Consider the following 19,776-nt stretch of genomic DNA (forward strand, 5'->3'; position numbering starts at 1 on the left):
CAACACCTAATTTATATATTGTTAAAATTAATATTTAATATTGTAACTAATTTTATGTTACATCTTGCAATATTAAAAGCTAACGGAAGTGAATAGTAATGAAATAGAACTACCTTGTTTTCATATTTTTTATAAATCAATCTCGCATATCTAAGCTTAATTTTTCGGCAAAACGATTCATATCTTCATTGGGAAAAAATAATTTTTTTTATAAAAATAAGATATACTTATAGGCAGATAAGCAGAATTGAATTTTTCATTTTATCTATGAGATATTGTAAGATTTATAATATAGCTACAGTTTAAAAAAATGGGGGCATGAATGTTTGTAAAAGATATGAAAATGCTGATTAAGTATGCAATAGAGCTAGACATCTCGGGACTGGAGTGCAAAGTGGGCTATAAAGGTGATGCTATTTTACGACTTAGTTCTAGTGATCAGGATACCGTTCAAAAGATTGCCTCCTTCTGTTCAAGAGCTGACATAGAGCACAAGATTAGCTACAACGGGGCAAGATCCACCACAGATGTTTTTTGCGTCTTTAATTCAGATACGTACGATTTAAAATAAACAAAGAGCAGTAAACAGAAGCACTCTTAATGCTTCATAAGTTAAATTATTAGAAACGTTTTGCTCTTTGTGATATAATCCCCTCTATTAAAAAAAAGATAAAATTAATTTATGTTTGCATCTGAAATAAACTCTATTTTAAACAACAAAGAGAAGCTTCTTACTCAAGTATATTTTGAGCCCCAGAGGCACTTTGAAGAGAAGTACGGGCGTGATACCGTAGTTTTTATGGAGATAGGAACCTTCTTTGAAGTTTATGAGATAAACAATGACGAAGAGCAGGTCGGAAAAGCAAAAGAGATTGCCGAACTTTTAAATATCCAGCTAACCAAAAAAAATAAAAATATTATAGAAAATAGCGACAAAAACCCGCTTTTAGCGGGAGTTCCTGCCGTCTCTTTCGAGAGATATCTAAGCCGTCTTATTTCAGAGCAGAAATACACAGTAGTCGTTATAAAGCAAAAAGGCACTCCTCCTAAAATTAGCCGCTATGTCTCTCAGATTGTCTCTCCCGGAACAAATTTTGACTATATCATCGACAATGACGACAACTATATAGCGTCGATTTTAATTGACAAGCATAAAGGCATATATATAGTAGGGTACAGCGCAATTGATGTAACAACCGGTAAAACATGGTTATATGAGAGCCATGGAACAAGCGAAGACCCCGCTTATGCGTTGGATGAGCTCTTCAACTTGCTCAATACCTGCCGCACTTCTGAGGTTGTTGTGACATTTTTAGACGGAGTGGATGATCAGCGTCATGTTATGCACTATCTTGAAATTCCCGAGCATTACAACTACAGCGTAAACAACAAAAGAGAAAAAATAGAGTTTCAAAACAAGCTTTTTTGAGAGGTCTATCAAATCCAATCGCTTCTCTCCCCCATAGAGCATCTGGATTTGGAGAGAAGTCCGATGATTACGGAGTCTCTTGCGATTCTTATCGATTTTATCATTGAACATGACATCCACATCATTCAGAAACTTGATTACCCAAAAATAATAGACAATCGCCGTTTTATGTATCTTGGAAACAGCGCGCTTGAGCAGATGGGCGTTATCTCAAGAGATAAAAAAGAGTTCACACTTCTAAAGATGCTAGATAAGAGCGCGACAGCAATAGGGCGCAGACTTCTAAAAGAGAGACTCTCACGCAGGCTTGATCTGGGCAGACTTCACCCTTTTGAGATGAACCACATCTACGACTCGATGATGAGTGTAAAAGAGCTGATAAACTACGCCAAAAAACATAAGATTCAAAAGATACCCTTTCACGAGAGCGAAGTTGATGAGTTTTTAAGAGATATTGCAAAAAGTATAGATCTTGATGTCTCCCGCCGTTTTACAAATGCAACGGTAGATGAGAACTTCTTGATGAGCGGTGTTGATGAGACGATTGACACTTTGGTAAAAGAGAACAGGACCTTTTTTAGGGGCTTGGAAGATATTGTGCTAAAAATCGAGCTTATGCTTGATGGTGCAAATGCACTGAGTAGCTCAAAACTGGTTACTTTAGGCTTTTTGGAAAAAGAGGGGTACTATATCTCTCTTAGCAAAAACAGGTTTTCGATGATAGAGTCTGAATTTAAAAAATCTGAAGATTTTAAAGAGTTTGTGGTTAAAAAACTGACAAACAACGTAAAGATAACATCCAGTTTTACCGATGACATCTCAGATACTATTATGAAAAACCGCCGCAAAATTATCTCGCTTGCAAAAGAGAGGTTTATCCAGCTCCAAAGCGTTTATGAGAGAAGATATTCGCTTCTCTTTGACCGCGTAATAAACTATGTTGCCGACTTGGATGTGGGTGTCAGCTCATCAAAAGCGGCAGAGATGTACAAGCACGCAAGACCTACTATAGTAGATGTAGAGGCGGATGAAAATTTTATGCAGATTATGCAGCTGCGCCATCCGCTTATTGAGACGCAGGAAAATAGCGGTATTTACGTTCCAAATGACATAGTTATGGGAGAGCGCTCATATATGGATTTGCCTCATCCGACGACCGTTATGTTAGATTCTGCTGTGCATGACGGACATCAGATTAGCGGAGTTTTGCTATATGGTATAAACTCAAGCGGAAAATCTTCGCTTATGAAGAGCATTGGACTTGCCACACTTATGGCGCAGGCCGGTTTTTTTGTGAGCGCTTCTGTGATGAAGTTCTCTCTTTTTGATTCACTTTTTACGAGAATTGTCTCAAGAGACAATCTTGCAAAAGGACTCTCAACCTTTGCCGTTGAGATGCTTGAGCTCAAAAACATATTTAACCGAGCTACAGTGCGCTCGCTTATACTCGGAGATGAGATAAGCCATGGAACGGAGACGCTCTCAGGCGTTGCCATAGTCTCAAGTGCCATTATAAAACTCTCATCTCTGCGCTCTTTATTTCTTTTCGCCACGCATCTTCATCAGCTCTCAACCATGCAGGAGATTAGGGTGCTAAAAAATGTTGTAGATTTGCATATAAGTGTTGAATACGACGAGAAGGCTGATAAGCTCATCTTTAACAGAGTTCTTCAGTCGGGAAGCGGAAGCAGTATCTATGGTTTGGAGTTTGCAAAGTCGCTTCACATGGATAGCGAGTTTTTGGAGACGGCAAACAGAATCAGAAAAAGATTGGCAAAAGATTTTGATGAGCTGGAGCTTCTTGTAAAGAAAAAAACAAGCAAGTACAACAAAGAGCTCTATGTGACCAAATGTATTATCTGCGGTGCAATGGCTGAAGATGTGCATCATATAAACCATAAATCATCGGCAGATGCCAAAGGTTTTATTGAGCACTTCCATAAGGACTCAAAACACAACCTTATTCCACTCTGTAAAGAGCATCATAAAGCGATACATGAGGGTAAAATAAAAGTAGAGGGTTTTGTGATGACTTCTAATGGGTTGGAGTTAAAGTATGAAGAACAGTTAAGTCCAAAAAGTGAGAAAAAAACCCTTGAGCCAGAGATAAACGAGAGCACAAATCCAAAAGGATTTATGCTTGATGATTGGGAGTAGATCAGCTAATAGCAGTTAGTTTGTTCTTTACTTCAAGATTATAAAGAAATTTTTCTAGCATATTAAAAAGATAGTTTGTCATTTTTGAGGCACTTTCATACTCTATAGATGTAATGACTCCCATAAAGAACTCTTCGTTTAAACAACTCTCTTCAACTTGTTTTTGAAGGTTTGAAGCTACTTTTTTAGAAGAGGCGTAATCAATAGAGTCAAAAACAACGCAGCACAAATTTTTATCTAGAGAGATATATCTGTCGGTTCTTCTTTGAACGTCTATAATTTCATCAAGGTTTATATCTTTTTTGCAGTAGATGAGAACAAGTGCAAAATTGATTTGGTACCTTTTGTTTCTGTAAGAGTATTCATCCAATTTATTTATAATTTCTTGAGAATAGCTTGGACGACTATCTTTAATTATTTGTAGCATAATATATCCTCAAATTTTTTTGAATATTTTAGCATAAAGTTGCTCTAATGTGCCTGTGCCTGAAATATATAGTATAATTCACGATTAGTTAAAAAGATTAGGCAAGAGATGAAAATATTAGAACTTTTTAAATACATGGTAGAACAAAAGAGCGAGACACCGGATGATGGTGGGCTTTTGGACTTTATAGAGAGCTATCTTAGTGATTTTAAGGCAGTTCGCATTGATGTAGAAGGTGTTAAAAACCTCTTTATATATAAAAAATTTAGCGAGGGTGAGCATCTCTGTTTTGCGGGGCATGTAGATGTAGTTCCTGCGGGGAGCGGTTGGAATACAAACCCCTATGAAGCCGTAGAAAAGGACGGTTGCATATACGGACGCGGTACTCAGGATATGAAAAGCGGTGTCGCTGCATTTGTTCAAGCCCTAAAAGAGACAAAAGATTTCAAAGGAACACTCTCTGCACTTTTAACATCTGATGAAGAGGGCGAGGGAACTTACGGAACGATAGAGATCTTAAAATACCTAAAAGAGAACTCTATACTTCCAGATGCCGCAGTCGTAGCTGAGCCTACATGCGAGGTAGAGTTTGGCGACGCTATTAAAGTCGGACGCAGAGGCTCAATAAACGGTTATATAACCATAAAGGGCAAGCAGGGGCACGCTGCTTATCCAGAAAAATCAATAAACCCGATAGACCTTATTGCTTCAAGACTCTCAAATATGGCTGGAGTGGATCTGGATAACGGAGATGAGTTCTTTGCACCGAGCAAATTTGTCATCACAGACATACGTGCGGGTATGCAGGTAACAAACGTGACTCCAAATGAGCTCAAATTGATGTTTAATGTCAGAAATACTACTCTTACATCGCAAAAAGAGGTAAGAGAGTTTGTGGCTAAAAATCTTGAGGAGTTAGATTATGAGCTAAAACTTACTCAAGGCTCATACCCATTTAAAACAGATACGGATACAAAGCTTGTTAGAAAGATAGATGGCGCAGTAGAAAAGGTAACTGGCATAAAACCAAAGCACTCCACAGCAGGCGGAACTTCAGATGCAAGGCACATGGCTCCGATGGGAATCAACGTTGTAGAGTTTGGCGTAATAAATGATACAATTCACGCTGTAAATGAGAGAACTACTCCAAAAGAGGTCGAGTCTCTTTATGAAGTTTTTAAAAATTTAATAGATATGTGGGAGTAGGATAGTATGAGATATTTACTTTTAGTAATGCTGTTTGTCTTTAATCTTAGTGCTTTTGATTGGCCGAGTGATTATGAAGAGGCATTGGCAGAGGCAAAAAAAGAGCAAAAAGACATCTACCTCTTTATAGGTTCAGAGTATTGCAGATATTGCGAAAAATTTGAAAAAGAGGTGCTCTCTCAAGATGAGGTGATAGAGAGGCTTAAAAAGAGTTACGTGCTAATCTACCTCTCAAGAGATATAGATGATATTCCCTCCCATCTTGAGAGAACACCTGTTCCAAGACACTACTTTTTAACAAAAGAGGGCAAAGTCATCTTGACAACAATCGGCGGCAGAAGTGTTGAGGGCTTTTATGAACTTTTGGATGAAGTTAAAGAAGCAAAAGAGTTTTAAAATAAGAGTACTCACTTTTAGACTGCCACGTCGTTATGCTCCTCTCAGTGACTATTCTTCGTCATTGCGAGCGAAGCGTGGCAATCTAGGTTATGAAAGAGATTTATTAAATAAAATTAAGGAGAAACACAATGAAATTTGTACAAACAAACAAGGCGCCATCGGCAATAGGTCCATACTCTCAGGCGGTAGTAGCAAACGGTATGGTTTTTACATCGGGACAGATTGCGCTTACTCCTGAGGGAGTTATGCTCGAAAATGATGTGGTTATTCAGACAAAACAGGTACTAAAAAATCTCCAAGCTGTTTTAGAGGAAGCGGGTGCTTCAATGCAGAGTGTCATTAAAACGACTATATTTCTAGACTCTATGGACGATTTTGTAACCATCAATGAGATATATGCAGAGGCTTTTGGTTCTCATAAACCTGCGCGCTCAACTGTTGCAGTTAAGACGCTTCCAAAAAATGCACTTGTAGAGATCGATGCAGTAGCGCTGGTACAATGATAAAACTTCTCTTTTTGATGCTGCCCTTTCTTGCGGCGGCAGAGAGCTTACAGTCTATTTTAGAGTATGCTTATCAAAACAATAATAATATAAAATCTTCAAAATATATAAAAGAATCAAGGCTCCAAGAGGTCGAATCAAAAAAGAGCGGCTATCTTCCAACTCTAGATATTGGTGCCTCCTACACAAACACAAGCGACAGAACTGTTTTTCAGATAAAAGATGTCTATGCGGGGTATGCCAAAGCAGAGTTTGATATTTATGACGGCGGAGCAAGATCAGCACTAGTGCAAAAAGCAAAAGATGAGTTCTCTTCAAGCTTGCATGATGAAGAGAGCCTAAAACAAGAGCTCTCTTTGGAGATAGTAAGTGATTTTTATGCCATCTTAACTCTAAAAGCGAGTCTCAGAGCAAAAGAGGACGCTAAAAAATCTCTGCATGAACAGCTTGAGAGAGTAAAACAGTTTCGAGGCGCGGGACTGGCTACAGAGGATGACGTAGAGAGGCTTAGAGCATCTTATGAGAGAGCTCTTTATGAGATAGAGTCGCTCAGCTACGAGCTCCTTGAGCGTAAAAGCTCTCTAGAGCTTAAAGTCGGCAAAGAGATAGAGAGTTTTGATGATTCCCACTTTAAAGAGGCGGATATCAGCGATATTGAGACCAAAGATGCTATAAAGTCGCTTATCTATAAAGAGAGAGCTCTTAAAAATAGCGCAGATGCTATTGAGAGCATCTACTATCCAAATATAAAAGCGGAGGATACCTACACGGTTTATGAGTATGGAGATATAGCTGAGGATCACTTTGCAAAGATTGATAGACAAAACGTCTTTATGCTTACTCTCAATATGAGAATCTTTGACTATGCATCTACGAAAGAGGCGAGAGAGTCTCTTTTGCTAAATGCGAAGGCTCTGAATGAGAAGATAAAATATATGTCAAAAGAGCAGCAGCTTCGTTATGAACTATCAATTGAGAGAATAAAGAGTGCAAAGGTTAAGATAAAAAGTGCAAAGAGTGCTCTGGTTGCTTCATCAAGCGCATTTAAGACCATAAACGAGAAGTACAGTGCGGGCTTGGTTGACTACGTTATCTATCTGGACGCACTAAGTGCTAAAACAGAAGCTGATGCTCTTTATGAGAGTTCATTAAATGATCTGCAGGTAGCATATGCCACGTACTACTTCTACAGCGGCAGAAATTTAGAGGAGTTTATACAGTGATAAAGATATTATTTGGTGTGCTTTTTAGCCTCTTAAGCCTCAATGCGCAGGATGTTTATGCAAACTTTTTTGTAGAGCCTCTTAAAGACGCGGCTTTGGCGTTTCATGCAGGCGGAATTGTAAAAGAGGTGCGTGTAGAGGTCTCTAGCAGCGTAAAAAAGGGAGACCTGCTTGCGACTTTGGCAAACGAGGATATAAAAGCGCTCTTGGATGTTGCAAAAGCAGAGTTGGCAAATGCAGAGGTTGAGTATAAGTATGCCGCAAGAGATTATGAGAGACAACAAAAAGTCCGCCATCTCATCGATGAAGCAAGGTTTGATATCTATGCCCTCGCCTATGAGAAGGCAAAAACAGCGTTTGAGCTTGCAAAAGCTAACCTCACATACAGAGAGGCACTCTATAAAAAGAGTATGCTTTACGCTCCGTTTGAGGGTGTTGTATATGAAAAGAGCGTTGATGTCGGGGATGTCGTAACCGAGATGTCGCCAAAGGTTGTTTTTAAACTGCAAAGCAGGGTGGAGAGAAAGCTTGTTTTGGAGTTTGACCAGAAATATTGGCAGGATGTAAAGATAGGACAGAGCTTTAGATACAAGGTTGACGGGGATGAAAAAGAGCATAGAGGCGTCATTACAAAACTCTACCCGCATGTGGACAAACAGAGCAGAAAACTGCGCGCTGAGGTTGAGGCAAAAGGCTTTACGGCGGGACTATTCGGTGACGGTCAAATTGAAACCAAAAAGTAGAGCAGATGTATAAACTAGCCATAAAAAGACCGATTGCGACTCTTATGTATGTTGTCACGTTGGCAATATTTGGCTTAATGAGCTATAAGTCGATGCCCTCGGCTCTCTTTCCCAATGTCGATTTCCCAATAGTTACCATCCAGACAAACTATCCGGGTGCGGAAGCGGGCACAATCGAGTCACAGGTTACGGATGAGATAGAGGATGCAATATCCAGAATCGGCGGCATCGACAGCATAATTTCAAGCAGCAGTGACGGCGTGAGTGTTGTCACGGTAAAGTTTTTTTTAGAGCGAGATATTGATGAAGCGACAAATGACGTAAGAGACAAGGTCTCAGCCGTAAAACTTCCAAATGATGCCCAGACTCCGCTTGTCAGCAAACTGGACATCGGCTCAGCGCCAATAATCAACATATTTTTAACCGCAAAGAGCGATACTCTTCAAAATCTTATGCTCTTTGCAGATGAGAAAGTAAAGCCATCCGTTCAAAAGATAAACGGTGTGGGTGCGATCAATATCGTCGGCTACAAAGATAGAGAGATAAAGATATTTCCAAACACAAACGAGTTGAACAAATACGCTATCACCATCTCAGAGCTAAACTCGGCGGTAGCCAGAGAGAACGTAAAGATAGGCGGTGCAAAGCTTATAACTAAAGAGCAAGAGCTCACACTAAAAACAAAAGCGGATGCGCTAAGCATTGAAGAGCTAAAAAACATAAAGATAAAAGATAACATTAGATTAAGAGATATCGCCGAAGTTAAAGACTCTCTCAGTGATGCTAAAAGTTACGCTTCATACAACGGCGTAGAGGGTGTTATGCTTGAGGTTCAAAAGATCTCAGGCACAAATACTCTTGGCATTGTAGAGCATGTAAAAAAGGTTGTTCCGCAGCTTGAAGCAATGGCAGGAGAGAGGTTTGAGGTAAAGGTTTTAAACGACACTTCGCCATTTATCATCAACTCTTTAAAAGATGTCGAGTTTGACCTTATCTACGGTGCGATTTTAGCCGCGATTATCGTTTTTGTCTTTTTAAGAAATTTAACAATTACCTTTGTCTCCGCTCTCTCCATACCATCATCTATTTTAGGCACTTTTGCGCTTATGAACTACATGGGATTTGATCTCAACAAGATGACTCTTATCGGGCTTACCCTTGCAATCGGTATTATCATAGATGATGCGATCGTGGTTATTGAGAACATCTACAAAAAGATGGAGGCGGGCATGAGCAAGTTTGAGGCGGCTTATGAGGGTACAAAAGAGATGGCTTTTACCATTTTGGCTATCTCTGCGATGCTTCTGGCGGTTTTTATTCCTGTTTCGCTTATGAGTGGAATAGTGGGCAAGTTCTTTGAGAGTTTTGCCATGACCGTAGGGTTTGCAATTATCATCTCTTACACTATCGCTCTTAGTTTTATCCCGAGTTTGAGCGCGAGGGTTTTAAAGGGAGGCGAGAGCAGGTTTTATAACCTAACAGAACCTCTTTTTAGATTTTTGGAGCGCATCTATGAAGCGATGCTCAAAGTGGTTCTTAGATTTAAAACTATTACTCTGATTTTTGTTTTTATACTCTTTTTCGGTTCGCTCTCGCTATTTCCCAAAATCGGTATGGATTTTATACCAAAAGAGGATAAGTCGGAGTTTGAGATAAAGATAAAAGCAGATGCAGGGATCTCGCTTGAAGAGATGGTTAAAAAGTCCAAAAAGGTCGAGGAGTTAGTAAGAGCCAATCCTCATGTGGAGTACACGACCTTAAATGTAGGCTACAACACAAACCAAGAGAAGCATAAAGCGCTCATCTATGTAAAACTGAGCGCAAAGGACAAAAGAGAGCAAAGCCAAGAGGAGATTATTCAGGATTTTAGGCAGAAGCTTGAGGTTTTTAAGAAAGATATGTTCATAACCGCCTCGGCGATTCCCGACATAAAAGGTGCAGGCGTATCGGTTCCTTACCAGATAGTATTAAAGTCCGACTCGTTTGAAGATCTGCAGAGGGCTAAGAAAAATTTGGTTGAGTATCTCTCAAAAAAAGAGGGGTTTGTCGATATTGACACGGATCTCGATGAGCCAAAACCCCAAATTGATATAAATATTTTAAGAGAAAATGCATCTAGTTTGGGAGTTTCAGCATCGGATATAGCAGAGGCAATATCTATAGCATTCTCAAGCGATCTGGAGATATCCTATTTTGAAGAGGACGGAAAACAGTACAACATCACGCTGAGATTTAGCGATGAAGAGAGAGTCTCTTTGGATGATGTTAAAAAACTTCAAGTCAGATCAAAAGATGACGTACTTGTCTATCTTGACGGCTTGGTCACATTTACAAAGAGCCAAACGCTTGCTACGATAAACCACTTTGATAGAGAAAGAGAAGTGACCATTTTTGCAGACCTTTTCGGGCTTGACCTCGGCGGTGCTGTCTCCTACACCGAAGAGGGGATTGAAAAACTGCTGCCAAAAGGCGTGACATACAGATTTACAGGATTTGCCGAAGAGATGGTAAAGACGGCGGATGCTTTTGCGGCTGCAATAGCTTTGAGTGTTATTTTGATGTTTATTATTTTGGCGATTTTGTATGAGTCGCTCATCCAGCCCATTATCATAATGGTTGCACTTCCTCTTAGTATAATCGGCGTCATGCTCGCACTCTACATGTCGGGACTTCAATTTAGTCTTTTTGTTATGATCGGGTTTATGCTTCTGATGGGAATGGTAGGCAAAAATGCGGTGTTGCTTGTTGATTTTGCAAACCATGCCATGCAAAACGGCAAAAGCGCTGATGACGCGCTTATAGAAGCAGGAGAGAAGAGACTTCGTCCGATACTAATGACTACTATTGCGATGGTCTTTGCCATGCTTCCGCTTGCAATTGGTGGGGGTCTTGGAAGTGAGACAAAAGCGCCGATGGCGATCTCCATAATCGGAGGGCTTTTAAGCTCAATGGTTCTTACTCTTCTCGTCGTACCGGTTATATACAGGGCTATAGCTCCGCTGGATTTGTGGTTAAAGAAGTTTTATGAGAGAAGAATGGAACTTCCATAGACAAATTCAACTTAGTTTTAAAATAAAGATATAAAATAGAGCTAACTATTCTCTTGAGTAGAAAAAAACTAAGGAAAATTTCATGAAGATTTTATTGATGCTTTTATCGTTGTCGGCATTTGCTTTTGGACATACGACTTTTCTACAAAATAGCGGATTTAGCAGCGGATTTTTGCATCCAATGAGCGGTTTAGACCATGTTTTGGCTATGGTCGGTGTCGGAATAGTCGCTTTTTTTGCGCCAATGAGGGGCTATCTTCTTCTGTTTGCTTTTATAGCGGTTATGGTTGTCTCGGCAATACTGGGCTTCATTGGCGTTATGATACCTTTTGTCGAAGAGGGGATACTTATCTCCATTGCCGTTGTTTTTGCACTTATAGGTTTTGCAAAAAAGATATCTCTGAGCGCTATTGTCTCGGTAGTTGCATTTTTTGGTCTCTTTCATGGTTTTGCCCACGGAGCTGAATTTCAAAGCGGAAGTTTTGTAGCTTACATGTTGGGGTTTACTCTCTCCACGCTGTTTCTTCATTTAAGCGGTATCGCTTTGGCTTATGCATATACGAAAACTGTTTTGGTAAAACAAACGCAGAACGTAGAGCGATAACATGTGCAAAGATTGCGGTTGCAGTGTTGTAGAACATAGTCATTCTCATAAAGAGAGCCATTCACATGAACATCTGCATGACAATCCACAGTTAAATGACCCTAAAACCATCTCTATAATTACAAAAATATTAGATAAAAATGACCATGAAGCTGGACATAACAGAGAACATTTTAACGCGCACGGAGTTCTTTGTATAAATCTGATGAGCAGCCCCGGAAGCGGAAAAACGGCACTTTTGGAGAGTTTGTCAGATTTGGGCGAGTTTAAATTTTGTGTCGTTGAGGGCGATTTGCAAACATGCAAAGATGTAGACAGGCTAAAAGCCAAAGGGATACAGGCTCATCAGATTCAAACAGGTTCGGCTTGTCATTTGGATGCATTTATGGTTCATAAAGCTCTGCACCACATGGATTTGGACAATATGGACGTATGTTTTGTAGAGAATGTCGGAAACCTCGTCTGTCCTGCAAGCTATGATGTCGGAAGCCACTTAAATATAGTGCTTGTAAGTGTTCCAGAGGGCGAAGACAAGATAGCAAAATATCCTGTTATGTTTCGTCAAGCCGATTTGATTCTTTTTACGAAAACAGACCTTCTTCCCTACTTTGAGTATGATATGAAAAAAGAGAAAGAGATGGCAAGAAAATTAAAACCAAACGTTGACATCCTAGAAGTTAGTACAAAAGATGAAGCATCATTAAGAAAAGTTTCTCAGTGGATTAAGTTTAAAATGGAGATGCGTTAGTGTGCCTCTCCATTCCAAGCAAAGTGGTTAAAATAGATAAGCAAAACAGCGTAGCTACAGTCGATACTATGGGTGTTAAAAGAGAAGCAAGTTTGGCGCTTGTCGGCGAAGAGGATATAAAAATAGGCGATTACGTGCTTTTGCATATCGGTTTTGTAATGAGCAGGATCGATGAAGAAGAGGCACTTCTTAGTCTTGAAGCATTTGCGAAAATAGTTGAGCTGATGGATGAGGAAGAACAGCTTTAATGAAGCAGTTAGAGCTTAAAAATCTTTATGATGACTTTAGAGATGCAGACACCATAAAAGCTTATGCAAGAATCATAAAAGAGGATGCGGCAAAGCTGAAAAATCCTATAAACATTATGGAAGTCTGCGGCGGACATACGCATACCATCATGAAGTATGGACTTCTTCAGCTTCTGCCCTCAAATATCAAGTTTATCCACGGTCCGGGCTGTCCGGTTTGCATCATGCCAAAAGAGAGAATTGATCATGCCTATGTTTTGGCGATGCAGGAAGATGTGATATTGGTTACTCTAGGCGACATGATAAAAGTACCGGGAAGCAGAGGAACCCTTCAAGATGCAAGAAGCAAAGGGGCAGATGTTCGTTTTGTCTATTCGCCCTTAGAGTGCCTAAAGATTGCAAAAGAGAATCCGACTAAAAAAGTCATCTTTTTTGCCATAGGATTTGAGACGACGACGCCGATGACTGCCGCACTTCTTGATGCGGTTATAAAGCAAAATATCAAAAACATCTTCTTTCACATAAACCATGTAACAGTACCCGAAGTTATGCGTGAGCTGATAGATAGCAGAGATATACATGTAGATAGCTACAACAACAAAATAGACGCATTTTTAGGGCCTTCACATGTAAGCGTGATAAGCGGAAGTAAAATCTATGAGGAGTTTCCAAGGGATTATAACCGTCCCGTGGTTGTCTCTGGTTTTGAGCCGGTTGATGTCATGCAGGCAATCAGCATGATAGTAAAACAGTTCATAGAGGGCAGATGCTCTCTTGAAGTGGAGTACAAACGGCTTGTGACTTATGATGGAAACGTCAAAGCACAGGAGCTTGTAAACAAGTATTTTGAAAAAACAGACCTGTTCAAATGGCGAGGTTTAGGCAATATCCCAAAAAGCGGAATGAAACTAAAACCTGAGTTCAAAGAGTACGATGCAGAAGTTATCTACAAAGATGTTCTCCCTCTCGGCGAAATAGAAGACCATAAACTCTGCATCTGCGGAGACATTTTAAGAGGTATGGCAAGCCCTCCGGAGTGTACGATTTTCGGCACTGCATGTAAACCGACTTCACCGATAGGAAGCTGTATGGTAAGCTCAGAGGGCGCGTGTGCGGCGTATTATAAGTATGGGAATTTGGTATAATACTAAAATACACTTTAACATTTAACTAATTTATGTTAAACCCTGTTTTATATTTATAAGGGATATGGTAGAGTAGTAAAAACAAGAGAAAGGTTACAAAATGCAGACAATAAATTTAAAAATAGATGATACTTTTTTTCCACATTTTAAGGCTATTTTAGAGAGTTTTGTAAAAGACAAAAAAGTTGAAATTATCCAAGATGATGATTTTGACTTTGAAAACAACTATCCAAAAAATGCGGTTGTAAGCAGTGTAGAAGATGTAAGAAAAAGAGTTTTTGAAGCTGAAAAAGAGATAGGCTTAAACGAAGATCAATACAACAAGTTGATGGATAAGTTTTTTACCGAAGAACTCGGCATCAAGCGATGATGATAGAAAAAAAGCCAAAGTATATCTATGGCGTGATGAATATTCTCGGTTTTATTAAAAATGACAAGCCCCTCGCTGCAAAGAAATTTGAAAATAAACTAAACAAACGAATTGATAACTTAATACATTTTCCCCTTAAACATAGAAAATCCATCTATTTTAATGATGAAAATTATAGAGATTTGATTTATCATGGCTATACAGTCATCTATAAAATAGAGAGTGAAAAAATTTTAATACTTGATATTTTTAAATGGCAAGTGAGATAAAAATTTAAATGAAAAACACAATCTATGAATATAGCGAAGTAGAGGATGAAAAGCTAAAAAAGTACATTATAGATACTCCTCTGCTTCATAAATATTTTAAACTTGATTGGAATATTTTAAAATCGCAGCAATATTGCGGCATACTAAACTTTGGAGATGAAGACTACTATCTGCTTCCAAAGATAAGTGAAAATAGTGATGAAAAAAATCTTGATATTTTTATCTACATGTTGATGTACGCTTACGATATAAAGCTTGAAGCCGAAGATATAGCTTCATGCAAAAATGAAAAACATAACATCTTGGAAGTTTTTATACAGATGTTTGCAAGTAACTTATTTAAAGAGTTTAAGCGAGGTGTTTATAGAGAGTACATCACAGAACAAGATAACTTGACGACTTTAAGAGGAAAATATCTCATAAATAAAAATCTAAAGTTCAATCATATAAAAAACAAGATTTACTGCGAATATGATGAGTTTAGCATGGATAATCAACTAAACCAATTCTTTTTATACGCTGTTAAAACATTATTAAAATACACAAAAAATAAAAAGCTTTTAAAACAGTGTGAGTTGGTACTTGATGAGGCAGAGTATAAAACTTTTGATATAAATAATCTACATGTACATTTTAATAGACTAAACAATAGGTTTAAAGATAGTTTTGAGTTTGCACTTTTGCTATTAAACAAATCTATTCCGCTCTTTGCAAAAGATAAAAAGAGTTTTGCATTTTTGTTTGACATGAATGTGCTTTTTGAGAGATTTGTCGGCAAGATGATAAAAGAGCTTGAAGCCGCAACACTGCTTCAAAGTTGTGATACATACGGAGATTTAATTTTAAAACCTGATATTATTGTAAAAGATTTGATAATTGACACCAAATATAAAAAGCTTGGCGCAAAAAATGAGATAAAAAGAGACGACAAGTTTCAGATGTTCGTTTATGGAAAAAACTATAATATAGCAAATACAATGCTTCTCTATCCGAAACATCTGGAGCATTTTGATTATGATTTGGTTTTAGGGGAAAAGGGCGAGGAAGTAAAAATGAAGATAAAGAGTTTGGATTTGTGGTTTGATGGGTGCGGATATGATGAGTTTGTTGAAGAAATTAAAATTAAAGTCAAGGAATTGTCATGTTAGATTTAGAAAATTTTAGAAGATATTTAGAAGATATTGGATTTGGTGCTATACAAAATTACATTGCATATTTAAACTCGTTAATTAATATATTAAATCAAATTGATGAATATCAAGCATTAAATGACCAAGATAAAGTAGTTAAATTTGCTAATGCAAATAATGAATTCAAAAATGAATTTGATCAACACCATAACTACGCTAATAATAGCACATTTAATGATTTTAGAAGTGGCGCTAGAAAATATGTAAAGTTTTTACAATATTTTACAATTATGAATACGATGCAAGAATATGATGAAGATAATTCTAGCTTTGATTTAAATGGTGCGTATATGTTTTTTAAAGTATTTGATGATGTGAACTCTTACCCTATAAAAGCTATATGTAAAAAAATCCAAAATAATTTAGAGTTAGAAGAAAATTTTACTACAAATGATGCAAAAGGCAAGTTAAGAGATATATTTAATGAACAAAATATTCAATTTTTTGACAATAGAAATGAAAATCCAATTGAGCCAGTTCAAAATCTAAAAATCAAAAATATAATCCTCTACGGTGCACCTGGAGTTGGAAAAACTCATAACTATAAAAAAATTGTGGCACTTATTGAGGGTGGTGATTTTTTAGAAAATAAAATTTTTGATTTTATTATCAATAATAAAGATGATGAAATTGAAGAAGGCAGTATTGATAGATTATTTAAACAAGTTAAAGATGAGAAACGAGTCGAGTTTATAGCATTTCATCAAAGCTACTCTTATGAGGATTTTATAGAGGGTTTTAGACCGAGTGTGAGCGGAAATATTGAGCTAAAAGATGGAATATTTAAAAAATTATGTAGTGATGCAGAAAAATCTGATAAAAACTTCTACATAGTTATAGACGAAATAAACAGAGGAAATATTTCTAAAATCTTTGGAGAACTTATCACACTCATTGAAGAAGATAAAAGAGATGTTTATGAAGTAACGCTTCCGTACTCAAAAGAGAAGTTTAAAGTACCCTCAAATCTTTATATCATAGCTACTATGAACTCTACTGACAAGTCTATCGCTACTATCGACATAGCTCTAAGACGAAGATTTACATTTTTAAAGATGAAGCCAAATGAAGATTTGATTTCACATGTAAAGGCGAAGGAGCTGTTTAATAGCCTAAATAAATTTATAAAAGATAATCTAAATGAAGATTACATGTTAGGGCATAGCTATTTTATGAATATACAAAACAGTGAAGATTTAAAATTTGTCAAAGAGTATAAAATCAAGCCGCTTTTAGAAGAGTATTTTTATGCAGATGATGAAAATTATAACAAAGCGGAAGGTATATTAAATAAATATGACTAAAACAATAACATTATCACACGGTAACGGCGGGCAAGAGAACAACGAACTTATCTCTAAGGTTTTTTATAAGGCTTTTAAAAACGACATCCTCGACAAAAGCGAAGATGCGGCTATTATCCATAACGGGGAGTTGGCGTTTTCTACCGACAGTTTTACGGTTTCGCCTCTGTTCTTTGCGGGAGCGGACATCGGAAAGCTTGCGGTTTGCGGTACATGTAACGACCTTGCCATGATGGGAGCGAAACCGAAATATTTGACATGTAGCGTGATTATTGAAGAGGGTTTCCAGATGAGAGACTTAGAGAGAATCGTGCGAAGTATGAAAAAAGAGCTTGAGATTAATGGTGCGATTATAGTGAGCGGAGACACCAAGGTTGTGCCTCGCGGAAGTGTCGATAAGATTTTCATAAACACTACGGGAATCGGCGAAGTTTTGAAAAAGGGCATCAGCTCCAACAACATAACAAAAGATGATGTCATCATACTAAACCGTGATATCGGCTGTCACGGTGCGGCTATCTTTGTAGCTCGTGAGGGCATCGAGATGAGCAGTTCTTTGCAGAGCGATTGTGAATCGCTTTATCCTCAGGTGAAGGCTCTTTTGGACGCAGACATAAAGATAACGGCTATGAGAGATGCGACTAGAGGCGGAGTGAGTGCAGTGCTAAATGAGTGGTCGAGGCAGTCAGATATCTGTATAGAAGTGCAAGAGGAGAGTATTCCCGTTAGCGATGAGGTAAAGGGTATCTGTGAGATGCTCGGTTTTGAAGCGACGGCTTTGGCGAATGAGGGTACTTTTGTTTTGGCGGTAAATCATGATGATGCCCAAAAAGCGGTAGAGATTTTAAAAACTTTTGAGAGTTGCAAAAATGCAGCGATAATCGGCAAAGTAACGGATACGCATCTAAAAAAAGTCATCTTAAAGAGCAGTTGGGGAACTTCAAGATTTTTAGATACGCCAAGCGGCGAGTTGCTTCCAAGGATTTGCTAAAGTTATGAAAATACTTCTTATCGTTTCGGCATTTAACTCTCTTACGCAAAGAGTTTTTTGTGAGCTTCAAGATATGAATCATGCAGTATCGGTGCAGTATGCCATAAGCAATGAGGCGATGATGCAAAGTGTTGACGCGTTTGCGCCAGATATCATCTTTTGCCCTTATCTCAAAAAATACCTCCCATGTGAGATATTTCTAAAAACCCCCACTTTTATTCTCCATCCCGGCATAAGAGGAGACAGAGGACACAACGCGCTCGACCATGCCTTGCGGGACAATAAAAAAGAGTGGGGAGTAGTCATTCTAAAAGCAAACGAAGAGTTTGACGGCGGAGATATATACGCCGAAGTCAGGTTTGAGATGAGAGATGCGACAAAGGCTTCCATATACAGAAACGAAGTCGCAGATGCCGCCTCAAAAGCGTTAAAAGAGCTGCTTAAAAATTTGGACGACAAAGAGTTCAAACCCACTCCTCAACTCAAAATGCCGATGCATAATTACTTAACGCAAAAAGAGAGAGCCATTAACTGGGAAAAAGAGACTGCTCAAGAGATTATAAAAAAGATACATGTAAGCGATAGTTTTCCCGGTGTTAAAGATGAGTTTTTGGGAATAGAGTGTTATCTTTTTGGAGCTTGGGAAGAAGATAAACTCAAAGGCAATCCAAAAGAGATAATCGCCAAAAGAGACGGTGCTGTTTGCGTCGGCACGATTGACGGGGCAATCTGGATAAGTCACATGTCAGAAGTCGGCAGGTTCAAACTTCCCTCAACCTATGTTTTAAAAGATAAAATCAAAGGCGTTAAAGAAGAGCGGCTTCCTCTTATTTTTGACATGAGTTATAAAACATTTTACGAAATCAGCTCCCATAAAGACGGCGAAGTCGGGTATCTCTATTTTAACTTTCACAACGGTGCTATGCATTCTGAGCAGTGCATCAGGCTAAAGTATGCGTTTGAGTATCTGAAAGAGAGTTGCAAGGTTATAGTTTTAATGGGCGGAGCGGATTTTTTTAGCAACGGGATACATCTCAACATACTCGAAGATTCTCAAAAGCAGGGAGAAGACGGCTGGAGCAACATAAATGCTATGAATGATGTCGTAAAGTCAATCATATTCGCAGATGATGTAATCACGGTTGCATCTCTGCATAAAAATGCCGGAGCAGGCGGAGTATTTCTAGCTTTGGCATGTGATTATGTTGTTGCACGAAAAGGAGTTGTTTTGAACCCTCACTATAAAACTTTGGGGCTGAGCGGAAGCGAATATCATACATTTACACTGCCCAAAAGAGTAGGTGCGCACAAGTCAAAAGAGCTGTTGGAGAGCTGTTTGCCGATAAATGCCGCTAAAGCGAAAGAGATAAATATGGTGGATGAGGTTTTTGAAAAAGAGAACTATTTTGAGCAATTAAGAAGTTTTGCCAATAAACTGGCAAATGCGCAAGACGAGTATGATGATTTTATATATGAAAAAGAGGATTATCTGCAAAAAAACAGAGAGTTTATAAATGAGTGCAAAGAGAATGAACTAAAGACGATGCATCCGGAATTTTGGGATAAAGAGAGTTCGTTTCACAGGCTGAGACATGATTTTGTTTATAAAGTCTGCTCAATTGAAACACCTCAGAGATTGAAATCGTACCGGTACGATGGGCTTCCTGCCGAAGGAAACTCAGCGTTAGCGTAGGTAGCGGAATTACTTCCGATACCGTTATATAATAAATAAAGGGTTCCCTTTATTTTATGAAATAAAATTAAGGGAGT

General features: G+C 38.3%; 18 protein-coding genes and 1 pseudogene. 18 read left to right on the top strand and 1 reads right to left on the bottom strand.

Annotation, left to right across the window (positions count from 1 at the left end):
* Positions 1–322: 322 nt before the first annotated feature.
* Positions 323–571, top strand: coding sequence for a hypothetical protein (locus tag IBX42_RS02030; RefSeq protein WP_294928034.1), 249 nt, complete (start codon positions 323–325; stop codon positions 569–571).
* 111 nt (positions 572–682) lie between these two features.
* Positions 683–3,586 (top strand): annotated as a pseudogene (locus tag IBX42_RS02035) (DNA mismatch repair protein).
* Position 3,587: 1 nt separating this feature from the next.
* Here IBX42_RS02035 and IBX42_RS02040 read toward each other — a convergent pair.
* Positions 3,588–4,013, bottom strand: a complete 426-nt coding sequence (locus IBX42_RS02040; RefSeq protein ID WP_294928037.1) for a hypothetical protein — start codon at positions 4,011–4,013, stop codon at positions 3,588–3,590.
* A 108-nt stretch (positions 4,014–4,121) separates the two neighbouring features.
* Here IBX42_RS02040 and dapE point away from each other — a divergent pair, with 108 nt between their 5' ends.
* The 16 genes from dapE to IBX42_RS02120 all read left to right on the top strand — a co-directional run bounded on the left by dapE (position 4,122) and on the right by IBX42_RS02120 (position 19,699).
* Positions 4,122–5,219 carry a succinyl-diaminopimelate desuccinylase gene (gene dapE, locus IBX42_RS02045; protein ID WP_294928040.1) on the top strand — a complete coding sequence of 366 codons (1,098 nt, stop codon included), beginning with the start codon at positions 4,122–4,124 and terminating at the stop codon, positions 5,217–5,219.
* A 6-nt stretch (positions 5,220–5,225) separates the two neighbouring features.
* Entirely contained in the window at positions 5,226–5,615 is a 390-nt protein-coding gene (locus tag IBX42_RS02050) for a thioredoxin family protein (RefSeq protein WP_294928043.1), read from the top strand.
* Between the two features lie 131 nt (positions 5,616–5,746).
* A complete protein-coding gene (locus tag IBX42_RS02055; RefSeq protein WP_294928046.1) occupies positions 5,747–6,121 on the top strand; it encodes a RidA family protein in 375 nt (124 codons plus the stop codon).
* Entirely contained in the window at positions 6,118–7,344 is a 1,227-nt protein-coding gene (locus tag IBX42_RS02060; RefSeq protein WP_294928048.1) for a TolC family protein, read from the top strand. The genes IBX42_RS02055 and IBX42_RS02060 overlap by 4 nt, the downstream gene beginning before the upstream one ends.
* Positions 7,341–8,087, top strand: a complete 747-nt coding sequence (locus IBX42_RS02065; protein ID WP_294928050.1) for an efflux RND transporter periplasmic adaptor subunit — start codon at positions 7,341–7,343, stop codon at positions 8,085–8,087. The genes IBX42_RS02060 and IBX42_RS02065 overlap by 4 nt, the downstream gene beginning before the upstream one ends.
* Before the next feature lie 5 nt (positions 8,088–8,092).
* Positions 8,093–11,137 (top strand): efflux RND transporter permease subunit, encoded by a 3,045-nt coding sequence (locus IBX42_RS02070; protein WP_294928052.1) that lies wholly within the window; start codon positions 8,093–8,095, stop codon positions 11,135–11,137.
* Between the two features lie 82 nt (positions 11,138–11,219).
* A complete protein-coding gene (locus IBX42_RS02075) occupies positions 11,220–11,741 on the top strand; it encodes a HupE/UreJ family protein (protein WP_294928055.1) in 522 nt (173 codons plus the stop codon).
* Position 11,742: 1 nt separating this feature from the next.
* On the top strand, positions 11,743–12,489 hold the full coding sequence (hypB, locus tag IBX42_RS02080) for a hydrogenase nickel incorporation protein HypB (protein WP_294928058.1): 747 nt from the start codon (positions 11,743–11,745) through the stop codon (positions 12,487–12,489).
* Positions 12,489–12,737 carry a HypC/HybG/HupF family hydrogenase formation chaperone gene (locus IBX42_RS02085; protein WP_294928061.1) on the top strand — a complete coding sequence of 83 codons (249 nt, stop codon included), beginning with the start codon at positions 12,489–12,491 and terminating at the stop codon, positions 12,735–12,737. The genes hypB and IBX42_RS02085 overlap by 1 nt, the downstream gene beginning before the upstream one ends.
* Positions 12,737–13,882 (top strand): hydrogenase formation protein HypD, encoded by a 1,146-nt coding sequence (gene hypD / locus IBX42_RS02090; protein ID WP_294928064.1) that lies wholly within the window; start codon positions 12,737–12,739, stop codon positions 13,880–13,882. The genes IBX42_RS02085 and hypD overlap by 1 nt, the downstream gene beginning before the upstream one ends.
* Before the next feature lie 100 nt (positions 13,883–13,982).
* Positions 13,983–14,252 (top strand): hypothetical protein, encoded by a 270-nt coding sequence (locus IBX42_RS02095; protein ID WP_294928067.1) that lies wholly within the window; start codon positions 13,983–13,985, stop codon positions 14,250–14,252.
* Positions 14,249–14,521, top strand: coding sequence for a type II toxin-antitoxin system RelE/ParE family toxin (locus IBX42_RS02100; protein ID WP_294928070.1), 273 nt, complete (start codon positions 14,249–14,251; stop codon positions 14,519–14,521). Before IBX42_RS02095 ends, IBX42_RS02100 begins: the two co-directional genes overlap by 4 nt.
* An 8-nt stretch (positions 14,522–14,529) precedes the next feature.
* A complete protein-coding gene (locus IBX42_RS02105) occupies positions 14,530–15,669 on the top strand; it encodes a restriction endonuclease (RefSeq protein WP_294928073.1) in 1,140 nt (379 codons plus the stop codon).
* Positions 15,663–17,015, top strand: coding sequence for an AAA family ATPase (locus tag IBX42_RS02110; protein ID WP_294928076.1), 1,353 nt, complete (start codon positions 15,663–15,665; stop codon positions 17,013–17,015). The genes IBX42_RS02105 and IBX42_RS02110 overlap by 7 nt, the downstream gene beginning before the upstream one ends.
* Positions 17,008–18,006: a hydrogenase expression/formation protein HypE gene (gene hypE, locus IBX42_RS02115; protein ID WP_294928079.1), complete on the top strand. Its 999-nt coding sequence runs from the start codon at positions 17,008–17,010 to the stop codon at positions 18,004–18,006. Before IBX42_RS02110 ends, hypE begins: the two co-directional genes overlap by 8 nt.
* A 4-nt stretch (positions 18,007–18,010) precedes the next feature.
* Positions 18,011–19,699 (top strand): hydrogenase maturation protein, encoded by a 1,689-nt coding sequence (locus IBX42_RS02120; protein ID WP_294928082.1) that lies wholly within the window; start codon positions 18,011–18,013, stop codon positions 19,697–19,699.
* Positions 19,700–19,776 lie beyond the last annotated feature (77 nt).

This window comes from Sulfurimonas sp., from assembly GCF_014859695.1.
Classification (GTDB): domain Bacteria; phylum Campylobacterota; class Campylobacteria; order Campylobacterales; family Sulfurimonadaceae; genus Sulfurimonas.

Excerpts from the sequence above, each read along its gene's own strand:
- hypB (WP_294928058.1), top strand. The coding sequence starts at position 11,743 with ATGTGCAAAGATTGCGGTTGCAGTGTTGTAGAACATAGTCATTCTCAT.
- IBX42_RS02060 (WP_294928048.1), top strand. The coding sequence starts at position 6,118 with ATGATAAAACTTCTCTTTTTGATGCTGCCCTTTCTTGCGGCGGCAGAG.
- IBX42_RS02075 (WP_294928055.1), top strand. The coding sequence starts at position 11,220 with ATGAAGATTTTATTGATGCTTTTATCGTTGTCGGCATTTGCTTTTGGA.
- dapE (WP_294928040.1), top strand. The coding sequence starts at position 4,122 with ATGAAAATATTAGAACTTTTTAAATACATGGTAGAACAAAAGAGCGAG.
- IBX42_RS02095 (WP_294928067.1), top strand. The coding sequence starts at position 13,983 with ATGCAGACAATAAATTTAAAAATAGATGATACTTTTTTTCCACATTTT.
- IBX42_RS02110 (WP_294928076.1), top strand. The coding sequence starts at position 15,663 with ATGTTAGATTTAGAAAATTTTAGAAGATATTTAGAAGATATTGGATTT.
- IBX42_RS02030 (WP_294928034.1), top strand. The coding sequence starts at position 323 with ATGTTTGTAAAAGATATGAAAATGCTGATTAAGTATGCAATAGAGCTA.
- IBX42_RS02100 (WP_294928070.1), top strand. The coding sequence starts at position 14,249 with ATGATGATAGAAAAAAAGCCAAAGTATATCTATGGCGTGATGAATATT.
- IBX42_RS02070 (WP_294928052.1), top strand. The coding sequence starts at position 8,093 with ATGTATAAACTAGCCATAAAAAGACCGATTGCGACTCTTATGTATGTT.
- IBX42_RS02040 (WP_294928037.1), bottom strand. The coding sequence starts at position 4,013 with ATGCTACAAATAATTAAAGATAGTCGTCCAAGCTATTCTCAAGAAATT.
- IBX42_RS02050 (WP_294928043.1), top strand. The coding sequence starts at position 5,226 with ATGAGATATTTACTTTTAGTAATGCTGTTTGTCTTTAATCTTAGTGCT.
- IBX42_RS02055 (WP_294928046.1), top strand. The coding sequence starts at position 5,747 with ATGAAATTTGTACAAACAAACAAGGCGCCATCGGCAATAGGTCCATAC.
- IBX42_RS02120 (WP_294928082.1), top strand. The coding sequence starts at position 18,011 with ATGAAAATACTTCTTATCGTTTCGGCATTTAACTCTCTTACGCAAAGA.
- hypE (WP_294928079.1), top strand. The coding sequence starts at position 17,008 with ATGACTAAAACAATAACATTATCACACGGTAACGGCGGGCAAGAGAAC.
- IBX42_RS02105 (WP_294928073.1), top strand. The coding sequence starts at position 14,530 with ATGAAAAACACAATCTATGAATATAGCGAAGTAGAGGATGAAAAGCTA.
- hypD (WP_294928064.1), top strand. The coding sequence starts at position 12,737 with ATGAAGCAGTTAGAGCTTAAAAATCTTTATGATGACTTTAGAGATGCA.